Raw genomic sequence first — 15,226 nt, forward strand, 5'->3', positions numbered from 1 at the left:
AGGATGAAGGGTGTCGGAGATGGAGCCGAGCACGGACGCGCGGGAGAACGAGGGCCCGGAGACGGTCGAGAACCGCGATTCCGCCGAGCCGTCCCGTCGGCGCGTTCCCGCGCGGGCGGCCGCGGCCCGCACGGCCGCCTTGCGCCGCAGCCCCGCGCCGCGCGATGCCGCGCCCAAGGCGTCCGCCACGGCCGGGCCGCGTCCCGGCGAGGACGCCGACGACTGGCCGGCGACGGCGGAGACCGCCGAGGCGCGGCCCGAACCGGCCGCGGATCTCGCCGGCAGCACCGCCCGCGAACCCGTTCTCGAGGCTGGCCGCCACCTGCGGCACTCGCCGGAGCGCTTCGTCAACCGGGAATTGTCCTGGCTTCAGTTCAACCGGCGCGTGCTGGAGGAGGCCTCGAACGGCAATCACCCGCTCTTGGAGCAGCTGCGCTTCCTCTCGATCTCGGCCAACAACCTCGACGAGTTCTTCATGGTGCGCGTGGCCGGCCTGCACGATCAGGTCCGCGCCGGCCTCGTCGTGCCCTCGCAGGACGGGCTGACGCCCTCCGAGCAGCTCCTGCGGATCGGCCACGAGGTCTCGCGGCTCGCGGAGGACCAGCAGGCGCGCTGGCGCGAATTGCGGGTCGCGTTGCACGGCGCCGAGATCGATCTCGTCGATCCGGGCGAACTCTCGGCCGAGCACGGGCGCTGGCTGGAGGAGTACTTCCTGAATCACGTCTTCCCGGTCCTGACGCCGCTCGCGATCGACCCGGCCCACCCGTTCCCCTTCATCCCGAATCTCGGCTCGACCATCGCGCTGATGCTGGTGCGCCCTCGTGACGGGCGGGTGCTGCGGGCGCTGATCCGCCTGCCGGCGGTGCTCGACCGGTTCGTGCGCCTGCCGGACCTCGCCGGCGATCCGGTCGCCCGCTTCATCGCGATCGAGCAGGTGATCGTGATGTTCACCGGACGGCTCTTCCCCGGCTACCTCGTCCGCGGACAGGGCGCCTTCCGGGTGATCCGCGACTCGGACCTTGAGATCGAGGAGGAGGCCGAGGATCTCGTCCTGCATTTCGAGACCGCGCTCAAGCAGCGCCGCCGCGGCGTCGTCATCCGCCTCGAGATCGAGGGCGGGATGCCGGAGGATCTCCGGGCTTTTGTGACGGACGAGCTTGAGATCGCGAGCGAGGCCGTGTTCCTCGTGGAGGGCATGCTCGCGCTCAACGAATTGTCGCAGATCGTCGGGATCGACCGGCCGGATCTCAAGTTCAAGCCTTACAACCCACGCTTCCCCGAGCGCATCCGCGAGTCGGGCGGCGACGTCTTCGCGGCGATCCGCCAGAAGGATTTCATCGTCCACCACCCTTACGAGTCCTTCGATTCGGTGGTGCAGTTCCTGGCTCAGGCCGCCCGCGACCCGAACGTCGTGGCGATCAAGCAGACCCTCTACCGGACCTCCTCGAACTCGCCGATCGTCGCGGCGCTCGCCGAGGCGGCCGAGGCCGGCAAGTCGGTGACCGCCCTGGTCGAGCTGAAGGCCCGCTTCGACGAGGAGGCCAACATCCGCTGGGCGCGCAACCTCGAGAAGGCCGGTGCGCAAGTCGTGTTCGGCTTCGTCGAGCTGAAGACCCACGCCAAGCTGTCGATGGTGGTCCGGCGCGAGGGCGACCGGCTCGTCACCTACTGCCACGTCGGGACCGGCAACTACCACCCGATCACCGCGCGGATCTACACGGACCTGTCCTTCTTCACGGCCGACCCGGCGATCGCCCGCGACGTCTCGCGCCTGTTCAACTTCATCACCGGCTACGCGGAGCCGGCCGAGCTCGAGCGGATGGCGGTCTCGCCGCTGACTTTGAAGACGCGGCTCTTGGAGCACATCGAGGCCGAGGTGGAGCACGCCAAGGCGGGCCGCCCGGCCGCGATCTGGATCAAGTGCAACTCCCTGGTCGACCCGCAGATCATCGACGCGCTCTACGACGCTTCCTGCTCCGGCGTTCAGATCGATTGCATCGTGCGCGGCATCTGCTGCCTGCGGCCGGGCATCCCGGGGCTCTCCGAGACGATCCGGGTGAAGTCGATCGTCGGGCGATTCCTTGAGCACGGGCGCATCTACGCCTTCGGCAACGGCGTCGGGCTGCCGCACCCGAAGGCGATCGTCTACATCTCCTCGGCCGACCTGATGCAAAGGAACCTCGACCGGCGCGTGGAATCCCTCCTGCCGATCCTCAACCCGACTGTGCATCAGCAGGTCCTGGACCAGATCATGCTGGCGAACCTCCTCGACAACCGGCAGAGCTGGCGTGTACTGGCGTCCGGGGCGAGCGAGCGCCTCAAGCCCGCGGACGGCGAGGAGCCGTTCAACGCGCACAAGTATTTCATGACGAACCCGAGCCTGTCCGGGCGCGGCAAGTCGTCGAAGAAATCGAGCCCCCGCGCGCTCAGCCGCCGAGCGCAGCGGACCTGAGCCCGGGCGCCGGGCCGGGACGGGATCCGGCGCGGCGACTGAGCGAAGCCGAGCCCGCGGCGGCCGTCCGCGGGCCCGTAACGAGGGACACCCGCCTTGGGGCTCCAGCGCAGCAACCTGATGCTCGTCCATTCCGACTCTTCCGACGCGGGCGAGCGCTTCGCCCCTGTCGCCATCATCGACATCGGATCGAATTCGGTTCGCCTCGTCGCCTATGACGGACTGAGCCGCGCGCCGACCCCGCTCTACAACGAGAAGGTGCTCTGCGGCCTCGGCCGGAACGTGCTGACAACGGGCCGGCTCAATGAGGACGCGACGCGCCGTGCCCTTTCCGCGCTCGCCCGCTTCCGCGTCCTGTGCACGACGATGCGGGTCTCGCGCCTCTTCGTGCTCGCCACCGCGGCCGCGCGCGACGCCGAGAACGGCCCGGCCTTCCTGGAGGCTGCGGAGGCCGCCTGCGGGCAGAAGATCGAACTCCTCTCCGGCCGGCGCGAGGCGGAACTGTCGGCGCTCGGCGTCATCTCGGGCTTTCACGCGCCGGACGGCGTGGTGGGCGATCTCGGCGGCGGCTCCCTCGAACTCGTCGACGTGCGCGGCTCCGTGGTGGGCCAGGGGGTGACGATGCCGCTCGGCGGCCTCGCGCTCCAGGATCTCTCCGGCGGCTCGCTCAAGAAGGCGGCCAAGCTCGTGCGCGAGCACCTGAAGAAGGCCGCGCCCCAGCTCGAGACCCTGAGAGGCCGCAGCTTCTACGCGGTCGGCGGCACGTGGCGGGCGCTGGCGCGCCTGCATCAGGCAGCCCGCGGCTATCCCGTCCACGTCATGCACGGCTACAGCGTCGAGCCGACGGACGAACTGAACTTCCTCGAGATGGTCGAGCAGGTCGACGCGGCGCAGTTGCAGGACGTCGAATCGATCTCCGAGGCACGCCGACCGCTCCTCGCCTACGGCGCGGTGGTGCTGGAGGAGATCATCCGGGCCGGGCGCCCGCGCGAGGTCGCGATCTCGGCCTCGGGCGTCCGCGAGGGCCTGCTCTTCGAGCAGCTCGACCGGGAGACTCGCCTGATTGACCCACTGATCGCGGCGGCCTCCGAGCTCAACACCCTGAGGGCCCGCTCGCCCGCGCATGGCGAGGAGCTTCTCGCCTGGACCGACCGCTTCGTCGAGACCCTCGACGGGCCGGAGACGGCGGACGAGCGGCGGCTGCGCCACGCGGCCTGCCTGCTCTCCGATATCGGTTGGCGGGCCCACCCGGATTACCGGGGCGAGCAGAGCATCAACATCATCACCAATGCCGCCTTCGTCGGCGTCGACCATCCGGGCCGGGCCTATCTGGCGCTCGCCGTCTACTTCCGTCACGAGGGCGTCGCACCCGAGAAGGCGAGCCCGATGCTGCGCAGCCTCGCTGGCCCGCGCCTGTTCGAGCGGGCCCGCCTCGTCGGTGGCCTGCTGCGGGTCGCCTTCCCGATCTCGGCCGGCATGGGCGGAACGCTGGAGCGGATGCGCCTAATGGTGGAGGACGGCAAGGTGGTGCTGCGCCTGCCACCGGCCTGGGAGGCGCTCGCCGGCGACCGCCTGCTCAACCGGGTCCGCGGCCTCGGGCGCATCCTCGGCCTCGACGGGAGGATCGAGATCGGCTGAAGGGCAGGGCGCTCCTGAGGGCGCGCGCCACCGTCGACTCACAACCTTTCAAGCAATAATTGCAATTAAAAGTAGAGACACGATTTTTTGATCGTGTCAGCCGCCCTGAATTGATCAAACCGCATCATCACCCTGGTGCGAATACGCTCCGTCTCGCGTTCACCTGCCGCGTCTAAGGCGGCGTATCGATCGGGAGCGTGACGGGGGCATCCAGTGCGCCGTCATCGCAGTCCAGCCCGCCAGCCCTTGCACGGGGCCACAGGCGAAGGCGGGAACGGCGGCGTCACGAGGGTGCAGGCACGTGTTCGGCGGTGCCGAGACCCTCAGCCACACCACTACCGTTCGAGACCAGAACACGCCATCGGGATCGCGCGAGGCGGCCGGCGATGCCGGACGCGAGCGCCGATCCGTGTCCGGAGACAGCTACATGACCATGCACTCCATCAGCGGCACCACCAAGGAGATCGCGGGCGATGCCGAGACCGCGCTCGGCGACGCGATCGGAGATCGCGGGGCCCAGATCGGGGGCCGCCTGCGCTCGGCCGAGGCCCGCGGCGAACGGCTGCTCGCGGGCGCCCGCGAGGCGATCGGCCACGCCGCCAGCGAGGCCGCGGATCATTCGGAGGACGCCTATCAGCGCGGCATCCGCTCGGTTCGGTCGGGCAGCGCTACCGTTGCCGGGGAGGTCCGCGGCCGTCCCCTCGCCGCGCTCCTCGTCGCGGGCCTCGCCGGTTACGGGCTCGGCCTGCTGCTGCACGCGCGCCGCTGAGCCGTCGAGCCACGCGTCGTCTCCCCCTCCACGCGCCACCCTCTCGAACCAAGGAGTTCAATCTTGGCCATTTCGCCTTCCGTCGTGCCGGGCGAGTCCCGCGCCGTCCTGCTGCATCAGGTGTCCTGGGGCGCCATCCTCGCCGGCGCCGTCGCCGCCCTCGTCGCGCAGATCATCCTCAACATGATCGGCCTCGGGATCGGCCTGTCGGCGCTCAGCACCACGGGTGCGGGCAACCCGAGCGCCGGCACCGCCTCCCTCACGGCCGGCCTGTGGTGGGTCGCCTCCGGCATCGTCGCCTCGCTGATCGGCGGCTACCTCGCCGGGCGTCTCTCGGGACGGCCTTCGGGATCGACCGCGGCCTATCACGGCCTCGTCTCCTGGGCGGTGACGACCCTCGTCGTGCTCTATCTCCTGACCTCGACGGTGGGCGGCCTGATCGGCGGCACCTTCGGCACGGTGTCGAGCGCGATCGGCGGGGCGGGCCAGGCGATCGGCAGCACGGCGCAGACGGCGGCCCAGGTCGCGGCGCCGAACCTGAACCGAATCTCAAACCCCCTCGAGGGGATCGAGCAGCAGGTGAGGCAATCCGCGGGCGGGCAGGACCCGGCGGCCCTGCGCGACGCGGCCGTCGGCGCGATCAGCGCGTATCTGTCGGGCGATGCCGGTGAGAAGGCGAAGGCCGAGGACCGGGCCGCCGAGGCCCTGGCCAAGGCGCGGAACATTCCCGTCGACGAGGCGCGGACACAGGTCCAGACCTACCAGAAGCAGTACGAGCAGGCCGCAGCCGAGGCCAAGCAGAAGGCGCAGGCGGCCGCCGAGGCGACCCGCAGCGCGGCAGCGCAGGGCGCGCTCTACGCGGCGCTGGCCCTCGTCCTCGGGGCGCTCGCCGGCTTCCTCGGCGGCCGCCTCGGCGCGGTGAAGCCGGAGGGCTATCGCCTCTGATCCGGCAGAACTCCTGTAACCAGGATTTCCTGAGACGAAGAGCCCCGGGCGGACGCCCGGGGCTCTGGCCGCTCGAAGCGGGCTCCCTATTCCGAGATCATCCCGGCGCCCGCCTCGCCGCCCTCCTCGACGCGGACGGGGCCGCTGGCCTGGGCCTCGACCACCGCCGCGGCGGTGATGTTGACGATGCCGCGGGCCGTCACGGAGGGCGTGAGGATGTGGGCGGGTTTCGAAGGCCCGATCAGGAGCGGGCCCACGGGCAGCGCGTCGGCCAGCACCTTGGCGAACTGGAAGGCGATGTTGGCGGCGTCGAGGTTGGGGAAGATCAGGACGTTCGCCGAGCCCTTGAGCCGGGAGCCCGGCAGCACCCGGTCGCGGACGAGTTCCGACATCGCCGAATCCGCCTGCATCTCGCCGTCGACCTGAAGGTTCGGCGCGCGCTTGTCGATCAGCCCCAGGGCGTGCCGCATCTTCCTGGCTGAGGCCGAGTCCGACTGACCGAAATCGGAATGGCTGAGGAGCGCGATCTTCGGGGTCAGCCCGAACCGCGTCACGTGGTTCGCGCAGGCGATCGCCACCTCGCAGATCTCCTCCGCGGTCGGATCGTGCCGGACATGGGTGTCGGCGAGGAAGTAGGCGCCCTTCTTCGTGACGATCAGGCTCATCGCGGCGCATTCGGTGACGCCGGGATTGAGGCCGATGATGTCGCGGATCGCCCGCAGCCGCGTCTCGAACCGGCCCTCCAGGCCGCAGATCAGCGCATCCGCCTCGCCGCGATGGACCGCGATCGCACCGATCACCGTCGTGTTGGTGCGCACCACCGTGCGGGCGGCGTCGGGCGTGATGCCGCGGCGGCCCGCCACGTCGAGATAGGTCTGAACGTACTTGCGGTAGCGCGGATCGTCCTCGGGATCGATCAGCTCGAAATCCTCGCCGAGGCGGAGCGACAGGCCGAAGCGCTTGAGGCGGGTCTCGATCACCCGCGGGCGGCCGACGAGGATGGGTTTGGCGACGCCGTCCTCGACGATGGCCTGGACGGCGCGCAGCACCCGCTCGTCCTCGCCCTCGGCGTAGATGACCCGCTTCGGGTCCTCCTTCGCCTTCGAGAAGAGCGGCTTCATGACGAAGCCGGAGCGGTGCACGAACCGGTCGAGGGATTCGGCGTAGGCCTGGATGTTGGCCACCGGCCGCCCGGCGACGCCGGAATCCATCGCGGCCTTGGCGACGGCCGGCGCGATGCGCAGGATCAGGCGGGGATCGAACGGGCTCGGGATCAGGGAGCGGGGCCCGAACGGCCGCGCCTCGCCGCCATAGGCGCGGGCGACCACGTCGGAGGGCGTCTCGCGGGCAAGCGCGGCGATCGCCTTCACGGCCGCCTTCTTCATCTCCTCGTTGATCGAGGTGGCCCCGACGTCGAGCGCGCCGCGGAAGATGTAGGGAAAGCAGAGGACGTTGTTGACTTGGTTCGGGAAGTCGGACCGCCCGGTGCAGATCATCGCGTCGGGGCGCTTCTCCTGGGCGAGATCCGGCATGATCTCGGGGTAGGGGTTGGCGAGCGCCATGATGAGCGGGTTCTCCGCCATCGATTCCAGGTACTCGGGCTTGAGCACGCCGCCGGCCGAGAGGCCGATGAACACGTCCGTCCCCGCGATCACGTCGGCGAGCGTGCGGGCCTCGGTCTCCTGCGCGTAGACCTCCTTCCAGCGGTCCATCAGCTCAGTGCGGCCCTTGTAGACCACGCCCTTGATGTCGGTGACGACGATGTTCTCGCGCTTGGCGCCGAGCGAGACGAGGAGGTTCAGGCAGGCGATCGCCGCCGCACCCGCACCGGAGGTCACGATGCGGGCATCAGCCAGCGGCTTGCCGGCGAGTTCCAGCCCGTTGAGCACGGCCGCCGCCACGATGATCGCGGTGCCGTGCTGGTCGTCGTGGAAGACCGGGATGTTCATCTTGGCCCGGCAGCGCTCCTCGACCTCGAAGCACTCGGGCGCCTTGATGTCCTCGAGGTTGATGCCGCCGAAGGTCGGCTCCAGCGCGCAGACCACGTCGACGAGCCGGTCGACGTCGTGCTCGTCGACCTCGATGTCAAACACGTCGATGCCGGCGAACTTCTTGAACAGGACCGCCTTGCCCTCCATCACGGGCTTCGAGGCGAGGGGGCCGATATCGCCGAGGCCGAGCACGGCGGTGCCGTTCGAGAGAACGGCGACGAGGTTCTGGCGGATCGTGAGGGTGGCGGCCTCCTGCGGGTCGTCGTGGATCGCCATGCAGGCTGCGGCGACGCCGGGGGAGTAGGCGAGGGCGAGGTCGCGCTGGTTGCCGAGCGGCTTGGTGGCCTGGATCTCCAGCTTTCCGGGACGGGGCAGGCGGTGATAGACGAGCGCCCCGGACTTGAGATCCTCGGACATGTTGTCGGCCATGGCCCTCTCTCCCTGCTCGCCGCGTTATGGTGCGGCCCCCGCTCCCGCCGTGACGGGACGCGCCGCTTGAAGGCTCTGTTGCACCGCTTGCGGAGTGGGCGCAACCCGCACAACGAGACGCGGATTCACCTCAGCCGGCTCGTCCGGAAACGCGGATTCTCCATCGGCGCCTACTCCTACGGACGGCCCCGCGTCCGTTTCGCCGAGTCCGGCCGACGCCTGACGATCGGCCGCTATTGTTCTATCGCTGACAACGTCGTGATCATGCTGGGCGGCGGGCATCGCACGGACTGGGTCTCGACCTATCCGTTCGCGGCCATGGACGGCCTCTGGCCGGGGGTCGACGCCCCGCAGGATTACCACGCCTCGAAGGGCGACGTGGTGATCGGCCACGACGTCTGGCTCGGCTCCGGCTGCCTGATCCTGTCGGGCGTCACGATCGGGCACGGGGCGGTGATCGGGGCGCGCGCGGTAATCGCCCGCGACGTGCCGCCCTACGCCATCGTCGTCGGCAATCCTGCGCGGATCGTGCGCCACCGCTTCGACCCGGAGACGGTCGCGGGCCTCCTCGACTGCGCGTGGTGGGACCTGCCGCACGCGCGCGTGGCGGCCCTCGTGCCGCTGCTCCAGTCCGGTCGCACGGACGAGTTGATCGCGGCCGCCCGCGCCGTTGCGGGGCAGCCCTGAATCCCGTAGGCGCTCAGGGCCGACGCAGACGAGACCAGACCCGATGTCCGACACGCCTCCCGACCGCCTCGCCGTGAACCCGAACAGTCCCTTCTACGACGAGAAGGCTCTGGAGCGCGGCGTCGGCGTCCGCTTCAAGGGCGTCGAGAAGACCAATGTCGAGGAATATTGCGTCAGCGAGGGCTGGGTGCGGCTGAGCGCCGGCAAGACCCTCGACCGCGCCGGCAACCCGATGACGGTGAAGCTGAAAGGGCCGGTCGAGCCCTATTTCAGGGACGCCCCGGCCGAGGCCTGAGCCGTCCGGCGACGGCGCTCCGCCGCGAAGTCGCGCAGGGCCGCGTCGACCAGGGCCTCGACCTGAACGGGCGTCCTCGGATCGCGGATGATCAGGCTCGCCAGGATGTCCCGGCGGCGCGACCGCTGCCGGGCGGTGCGCGCGTGGTTCGACACTCGCAGCAGCCAGGTCTCGGCCGGCAGGGCGAGATAGAGCGTGTCGCCGCGCGCGTTCCCGGCCTGCGGCAGGAAGCCGTGCCGGCCGAGGAGGCGAACCGCGAGCGCCCGCGCGGCGGCGGGGGGCAGGGCGGTCACGCCAATCCTTCTCTCGCCAACGCGCTCTCGCCCCGCAATGCCGCGAGCGCGCCGGCGGCCGAGCCCGCGTAGCGCTCGTAGGCTCCCCGCCGGAACGCGAGGCGCGAGAGGGCGAGCTTCGCGCCGTTGAGCGTGAGGGTGCGCGGGCTGGGGTCGGGCAGGCCGTACTTGCGGCTCACATAGGCCCGCGACCAGGATTGGTGCCAGCGGGTGCGGAACACCCGGCCGGGCTCCGGTGCCGAGGAGCGGCCGCGCCCGTGGGTCGCCACGGCCGCGTCGACGTGGACGAGGGCGTGGCCCGCATCCGCCACCCGGCGGCAGAGGTCGTCGTCCTCGTAGAACAGGAAGATGTTCTCGTCGAAACCGCCGAGCCGGAGGAAAAGCTCGCGCTCCGCCATCAGGCAGGCCCCGAGAGGAAGGGCGCGCAGACGTCGCCGTCCGGCAGGGCAAGCCGCCCCTTCGGGTTCGGCAGATAGGGCGAGAGGAGCGAGCGGGGCTGGAAGAAGACGCGGCCGTCCGGCTCCATCAGGCGGGGGGCGAGGAGCCCGGCATCCGGATAGGCGTCCGCCGCCCGCAGCAGCGCGTCGGCGGCGCCGGGGCGCAGGACCAGGTCGGGATTGAGGATGAGGATGCGCGCCGCCTGCTCGGCGGCGCGCGCGCCGATGTTGTTCGCGCGGCCGAAACCCTCGTTGCGGGGGTTGCGGATCACCGCGGCGCCCGCGGCCTCCGCGATCTCCACCGAGCGGTCCCGGCTCGCATTGTCGACGACGATCGCCGGGACGTGCTCGGCCGCGAGCGCGGCGAGACAATCCGGCAGGGCGTGGGCGCTGTCGTGGGCGACGACGATCGCGACGAGGCTCGGCACGGTCACTCCCGGGCTCCCGGAACGACGATCCGGGGCAGTCCCATCCGCCTGAATTCGAGCGCAGGTTGAGCTGCGACGTGTCGGTCGATCAGCGTCGCGGCATCGCGGCGCGCCGGCATCCCGGGGGAGGCCGGACCCGGTCGCCCGGCCGCCTCCGAGATAGCCGCCGCTCCCGCTGCGGGCAGGGGCTCAGCCCTTCTTCTCCGGCAGGTTCAGCCGGATATGCAGCTCGCGCAGCTGCTTCGGCGTCGCCTCCGAGGGGGCGCCCATCATCAGGTCCTCGGCCCGCTGGTTCATTGGGAAGAGCACCACCTCGCGGATGTTCGGCTCGTTGCACAGAAGCATGACGATGCGGTCGACGCCGGGCGCGATGCCGCCGTGGGGCGGGGCGCCGAGGCGCAGCGCATTCAGCATGCCTCCGAACTTGGCCTCCAGCACGTCGCGACCGTAGCCCGCCAGCCCGAACGCCTTCTCCATGATCTCGGGCTTGTGGTTCCGGATCGCGCCCGAGGACAGCTCGATGCCGTTGCAGACGATGTCGTACTGGAACGCCTTGATCCCGAGGATCGTCGCCTCGTCCTCCGTCCCGAGCTTCAGGAAGGCGTCGTGGTCGAAGTTCGGCATCGAGAACGGGTTGTGGGAGAAGTCGATCCGCTTCTCCTCCTCGTTCCACTCGTACATCGGGAAATCGGTGATCCAGCAGAAGGCATACTGGTCCTTGTCCGAGAGGTTCAGCTCGTCGCCGATGCGGATGCGCGCCTTCCCGGCGAGCGCCGCCGCCTTCGCCTCGGGCCCGGCGGAGAAGAACACCGCGTCGCCGGCCTTCGCGCCGGCCTTCGCGGCGATGCGCGCCTGGATCTCGGCGGGGATGAACTTGGCGATCGGGCCCTTGCCGGAGAGCTGGCCGCCCTCGTCCTCGAACACGATGTAGCCGAGGCCCGGCGCGCCCTCCGAGCGGGCCCAGTCGTTCAGCTTGTCGAAGAAGGAACGGGGCTGGCCCGCGGCACCCGTGGCGGGAATCGCCCGCACCACGCCGCCCGCCTTGATGACGCCCTTGAACGCCTTGAACTCGACCGCGTCCTCGCCGAACTCGTCGGTGACGTCGGCGATGATCAGGGGATTGCGCAGGTCCGGCTTGTCGACGCCGTATCTCAGCATCGCGTCGGCGTAGGTGATGCGCGGGAAGTCCGGCGTGACGCGCTTACCGTCCGCGAATTCCTCGAACACGCCGCGCAGCACGGGCTCGACCGCCTGGAAAACGTCCTCCTGCGTGACGAAGCTCATCTCGATGTCGAGCTGGTAGAACTCGCCCGGCGAGCGGTCGGCGCGGGCGTCCTCGTCGCGGAAGCAGGGCGCGATCTGGAAGTAGCGGTCGAAGCCCGCGATCATCGTGAGCTGCTTGAACTGCTGCGGCGCCTGCGGCAGCGCGTAGAATTTGCCCGGATGCACGCGGGACGGCACGAGGTAGTCGCGGGCGCCCTCCGGCGACGACGCGGTCAGGATGGGCGTCTGGAACTCGAAGAAGCCGCCCTCGCGCATGCGCCGGCGGAGCGCGTCGACGATCGCGCCGCGCTTCATGATGTTGGCGTGGAGCTTGTCGCGCCGCAGGTCGAGGAAGCGGTACTTGAGGCGCGTCTCCTCCGGGTATTCCTGGTCGCCGAAAACGGGGAGCGGCAACTCGGCGGCGGCACCCAGCACCTCCAGATCGTCGATGTAGACCTCGACGGCCCCGGTCGGCAGTTCGGCGTTCTCGGTGCCGGCGGGCCGCGTCCGCACACGGCCGTCGATGCGGATCACCCACTCGGAGCGCGCGCTCTCGGCGGCCTTGAACGCCTGGGAATCGGAATCCACCACGCACTGCGTCAGACCATAATGGTCGCGCAGGTCGATGAAGAGGACGCCACCATGGTCGCGGATGCGGTGGCACCAGCCGGACAGGCGAACGGTTCCGCCGACGTCGGACGGGCGGAGCTGCCCACAGGTATGGGTACGATAACGGTGCATGGCGGACTTCTTCGGGTGGGAGGCCGGCACCATTCACGCGGGGGGAGCGAAGTCAAGCACAAGGCTCCGCGAAGGCGGCCGACAGGCGCGATCCGTACGGCCGGACCCTTCCGGTACGCGGCCTGCGACCCCATATAAGCCCTATGAACATGCACGCTTTTTTCGCCTCCGAGGCGGCTCCGGGCGGGCCGGCCGGCGGGGCCGTACAGGAGGCGCCCGCGTCCGAGCGGCAGGAGGGCGCTTGGCGCGTCCTGCCGCTCGAAGGGAGCTTCGAGCTCGTCTACGAAGATGGGAACGGTGCCTGGAGCGCGCGCCGGCTGGAGGCGCGCGAGCTGAAGCTCGGTCCCGGCCGGACGCTGATCGGCGGCATCGACCGCGGGCGCGGCGGCTATCGCGGATTCCGGGTCGACCGGATCCGGCGCCTCACCGACGGGGCGACCGGCCAGCGCGTCGAGGCCGGCATCCTCGACCTACTGCTCGCCCGGGCCGAGGTGCAGCGGCGCGAGCGGGCGGCGCGAGCGCGCCGGCTGCGGACGCGCGGCCGCCCGGATCCGCGCCGGGCGGCCTGAGGAACGCCCGGATTTGCGGGGACTTCGCGCGCGCCGCGCCTCCCTTTCCCGACGAACCTTCGGTATAGGCGGGCCATGGACCTGATCACGACCACGTCGGCCCTCGCCGACGCCTGCACCTGTCTGGCCGCGCAGCCCTTCGTCACTGTTGACACGGAGTTCATGCGCGAGACCACCTATTACCCGAAGCTCTGTCTGATCCAGATGGCGGGGCCGGACGGGAGCGCGGTGCTGGTCGACCCGCTGGCAGCGAAGATCGACCTGAAGCCGTTTGTCGACCTGATGGCCGACGAGGGCGTGGTGAAGGTGTTCCACTCCGCCCGCCAGGATCTCGAGATCATCTGGATGCTGGGCGAACTCCTGCCGCACCCGTTCTTCGACACGCAGGTCGCCGCCATGGTCTGCGGATACGGCGACTCGGTCTCCTACGAGCAGCTCGTCAACGACGTAGCCAAAGCCAAGATCGACAAGTCCTCCCGCTTCACGGACTGGTCGCGGCGCCCGCTCTCCGACGCGCAGCTCGCCTATGCCCTGTCCGACGTGACCCACCTCGTGACGATCTACGAGGTTCTGGCGGGCCAGCTCGTCGAGACGGACCGGGGCGCCTGGCTCGACGAGGAGATGGGCGTGCTGACCTCGCCCGAGACCTACCGGGCGGACCCGGCCCAGGCTTGGCGTCGCCTGTCCGGGCGGATGCGCAAGCCCCGCGAGATCGCCGTCCTGATGGAGGTCGCCGCCTGGCGCGAGCGCGAGGCGCAGACCCGCAACGTGCCGCGCGGGCGCATCCTCAAGGACGAGGCGGTGATCGACGTCGCCACCTCGGCGCCCCGCAGCGTCGAGGCGCTCGGTCGCCTGCGCTCGATTCCCGCCGGCTTCGAGCGCTCCCGCACCGGCGCCGACATCCTCGCCGCCGTGGAGCGGGGATTTGGCCGCGACACCGCCGAGATCGCGATGCCGGAGCGCAGCCGCGGCCGGGGCGGGGGAGGCAACGGCGCCCTCGTCGAGCTTCTCAAGGTGCTCCTCAAGGCCGTCTGCGAGGCGGAGGGCGTGGCGCCCAAGATCATCGCCACGGTCGACGATCTGGAAGCGATCGCCGACGACGACGAGGCCGACGTGCCCGTGCTGCACGGCTGGCGCCGCGGTCTGTTCGGCGAGAAGGCCCTCGCGCTCAAGAGCGGCCGCCTCGCCCTCTCGATCGAGCGCGGCCGGGTGGTCGTGCGCGAGGTGGAATGATCCCGGCTCCTCATTCCTGAGGATCAATCACCCTTCGGCAGCCGGTCAGCGGTTGCGGGATCGGGATTAATCGGCAAGTTGATTGCCGGAACATCCCGCACCCCTCCCGCGTATCCCGGCCCGATGTATGAACCCAACGAAGTCCTCCAGACGCTGACGGGGCGCGGCCACGTCTCCGCCGCGGGCTGCGAGTCGGTGCGGGTGCGCTACAGGATCGTGATCGAGCGCCGCCAGGGCAGCCTCGTCGCCTACGGCACGCTCGTCGGCAGCGCGGTGGGCCTGCGCCCGATCTGGCTCGAACCCGATTCCGTCCTGCGCCTGAAGAACGGCCGCCGCATCGAGATCTCGGTGACCGATCTCGTCGGCGACGTCGCCGAATTCGAGAGCACCGGACTGCTGACGGGGTTCTGACCGAGCGGAGGGGACGCGGCGCTTCGAGGGGACGCGACAGGCGGGTCGATCCTGAAAGCCGGGACACCGGAGAATCTTGACCTCCACCCGCGATCGGGTCTCTACCTCGGATCGGAAGATTGTATTCAATCTAAACCCGACAGGCGCGCCGGGGACGGCGCGAGGAGCCGCGATGGGCAAGCCCGTATCCCTCTCCGTGAACGGCCGCGCCGTCACCGTCTCTCCCGACGACCCCGACACCCCGCTCCTCTACGTGCTGCGCAACGAGATGGAGCTGCGCGGGCCGCGCTTCGGCTGCGGCCTCGGCCAGTGCGGCGCCTGCATGGTGCACGTGGACGGGCAGGCCATCCGCTCCTGCACGACCCCGCTCTCGGCACTGCAGCCGGGCCAGAAAGTGGTGACCCTCGAAGGGCTCGGCGCGAACGGCACGCCGCACCCGCTGCAGGCGGCCTTCGTGGAGGAGCAGGCGGCCCAGTGCGGCTACTGCATCAACGGCATGATCATGCAATCGGCGGCGCTGCTGGCGCAGAACCCGAAGCCGAGCCGGGCCGAGATCCTGCAGGCGCTGGCGGGCAACCTCTGCCGCTGCGGCACGCATCTCCGGATCGTGCGCGCGGTCGAGCGCGCCTCGGCGAGCCTCTAGGG

General features: G+C 70.3%; 13 protein-coding genes and 1 pseudogene. 10 read left to right on the plus strand and 4 right to left on the minus strand.

The window, feature by feature from the left end; genetic code table 11:
- Positions 1–19 precede the first annotated feature (19 nt).
- From DK389_RS20470 to DK389_RS20485, 4 genes are all read left to right on the plus strand, one after another.
- Positions 20–2,452 (plus strand): RNA degradosome polyphosphate kinase, encoded by a 2,433-nt coding sequence (locus DK389_RS20470; protein ID WP_109892318.1) that lies wholly within the window; start codon positions 20–22, stop codon positions 2,450–2,452.
- Between the two features lie 120 nt (positions 2,453–2,572).
- A complete protein-coding gene (gene ppx, locus DK389_RS20475; RefSeq protein ID WP_109896658.1) occupies positions 2,573–4,090 on the plus strand; it encodes an exopolyphosphatase in 1,518 nt (505 codons plus the stop codon).
- Between the two features lie 427 nt (positions 4,091–4,517).
- Entirely contained in the window at positions 4,518–4,859 is a 342-nt protein-coding gene (locus DK389_RS20480) for a CsbD family protein (protein ID WP_162560740.1), read from the plus strand.
- 63 nt (positions 4,860–4,922) lie between these two features.
- The gene (locus DK389_RS20485) at positions 4,923–5,804 is read left to right on the plus strand and encodes a PhnA-like protein (protein WP_236960195.1); all 882 of its coding nucleotides are present in this window, start codon (positions 4,923–4,925) and stop codon (positions 5,802–5,804) included.
- An 86-nt stretch (positions 5,805–5,890) separates the two neighbouring features.
- Here the strand turns inward: DK389_RS20485 and DK389_RS20490 are convergent, their stop codons facing one another.
- Entirely contained in the window at positions 5,891–8,224 is a 2,334-nt protein-coding gene (locus tag DK389_RS20490) for an NADP-dependent malic enzyme (protein WP_109892324.1), read from the minus strand.
- Between the two features lie 78 nt (positions 8,225–8,302).
- Between DK389_RS20490 and DK389_RS20495 the strand changes: the two genes are divergently transcribed.
- Together DK389_RS20495 and DK389_RS20500 are read left to right on the plus strand one after the other, a co-directional pair.
- Positions 8,303–8,911 (plus strand): CatB-related O-acetyltransferase, encoded by a 609-nt coding sequence (locus DK389_RS20495; RefSeq protein ID WP_109892326.1) that lies wholly within the window; start codon positions 8,303–8,305, stop codon positions 8,909–8,911.
- Positions 8,912–8,954: 43 nt separating this feature from the next.
- Entirely contained in the window at positions 8,955–9,206 is a 252-nt protein-coding gene (locus tag DK389_RS20500) for a DUF3297 family protein (protein WP_109892328.1), read from the plus strand.
- Here DK389_RS20500 and DK389_RS20505 read toward each other — a convergent pair.
- The 3 genes and pseudogenes from DK389_RS20505 to aspS all read right to left on the minus strand — a co-directional run bounded on the left by DK389_RS20505 (position 9,176) and on the right by aspS (position 12,368).
- Positions 9,176–9,499 (minus strand): hypothetical protein, encoded by a 324-nt coding sequence (locus DK389_RS20505; RefSeq protein ID WP_109892330.1) that lies wholly within the window; start codon positions 9,497–9,499, stop codon positions 9,176–9,178. The two genes, DK389_RS20500 and DK389_RS20505, sit on opposite strands and share 31 nt — an antisense overlap.
- Positions 9,496–10,364, minus strand: a pseudogene (locus DK389_RS20510) (glycosyltransferase family 2 protein). Before DK389_RS20510 ends, DK389_RS20505 begins: the two are co-directional and overlap by 4 nt.
- Before the next feature lie 189 nt (positions 10,365–10,553).
- Positions 10,554–12,368 (minus strand): aspartate--tRNA ligase, encoded by a 1,815-nt coding sequence (aspS, locus tag DK389_RS20515; protein WP_109896660.1) that lies wholly within the window; start codon positions 12,366–12,368, stop codon positions 10,554–10,556.
- A 143-nt stretch (positions 12,369–12,511) separates the two neighbouring features.
- Between aspS and DK389_RS20520 the strand changes: the two genes are divergently transcribed.
- The 4 genes from DK389_RS20520 to DK389_RS20535 all read left to right on the plus strand — a co-directional run bounded on the left by DK389_RS20520 (position 12,512) and on the right by DK389_RS20535 (position 15,224).
- Positions 12,512–12,937 carry a hypothetical protein gene (locus tag DK389_RS20520; protein WP_236960197.1) on the plus strand — a complete coding sequence of 142 codons (426 nt, stop codon included), beginning with the start codon at positions 12,512–12,514 and terminating at the stop codon, positions 12,935–12,937.
- 75 nt (positions 12,938–13,012) lie between these two features.
- On the plus strand, positions 13,013–14,170 hold the full coding sequence (rnd, locus tag DK389_RS20525) for a ribonuclease D (protein WP_109892332.1): 1,158 nt from the start codon (positions 13,013–13,015) through the stop codon (positions 14,168–14,170).
- A 123-nt stretch (positions 14,171–14,293) separates the two neighbouring features.
- On the plus strand, positions 14,294–14,581 hold the full coding sequence (locus DK389_RS20530) for a hypothetical protein (RefSeq protein WP_109892334.1): 288 nt from the start codon (positions 14,294–14,296) through the stop codon (positions 14,579–14,581).
- Positions 14,582–14,753: 172 nt separating this feature from the next.
- Positions 14,754–15,224: a (2Fe-2S)-binding protein gene (locus DK389_RS20535; protein WP_109892336.1), complete on the plus strand. Its 471-nt coding sequence runs from the start codon at positions 14,754–14,756 to the stop codon at positions 15,222–15,224.
- The last annotated feature ends 2 nt before the right edge of the window (positions 15,225–15,226 follow it).

Source organism: Methylobacterium durans (assembly GCF_003173715.1).
GTDB lineage: Bacteria > Pseudomonadota > Alphaproteobacteria > Rhizobiales > Beijerinckiaceae > Methylobacterium > Methylobacterium durans.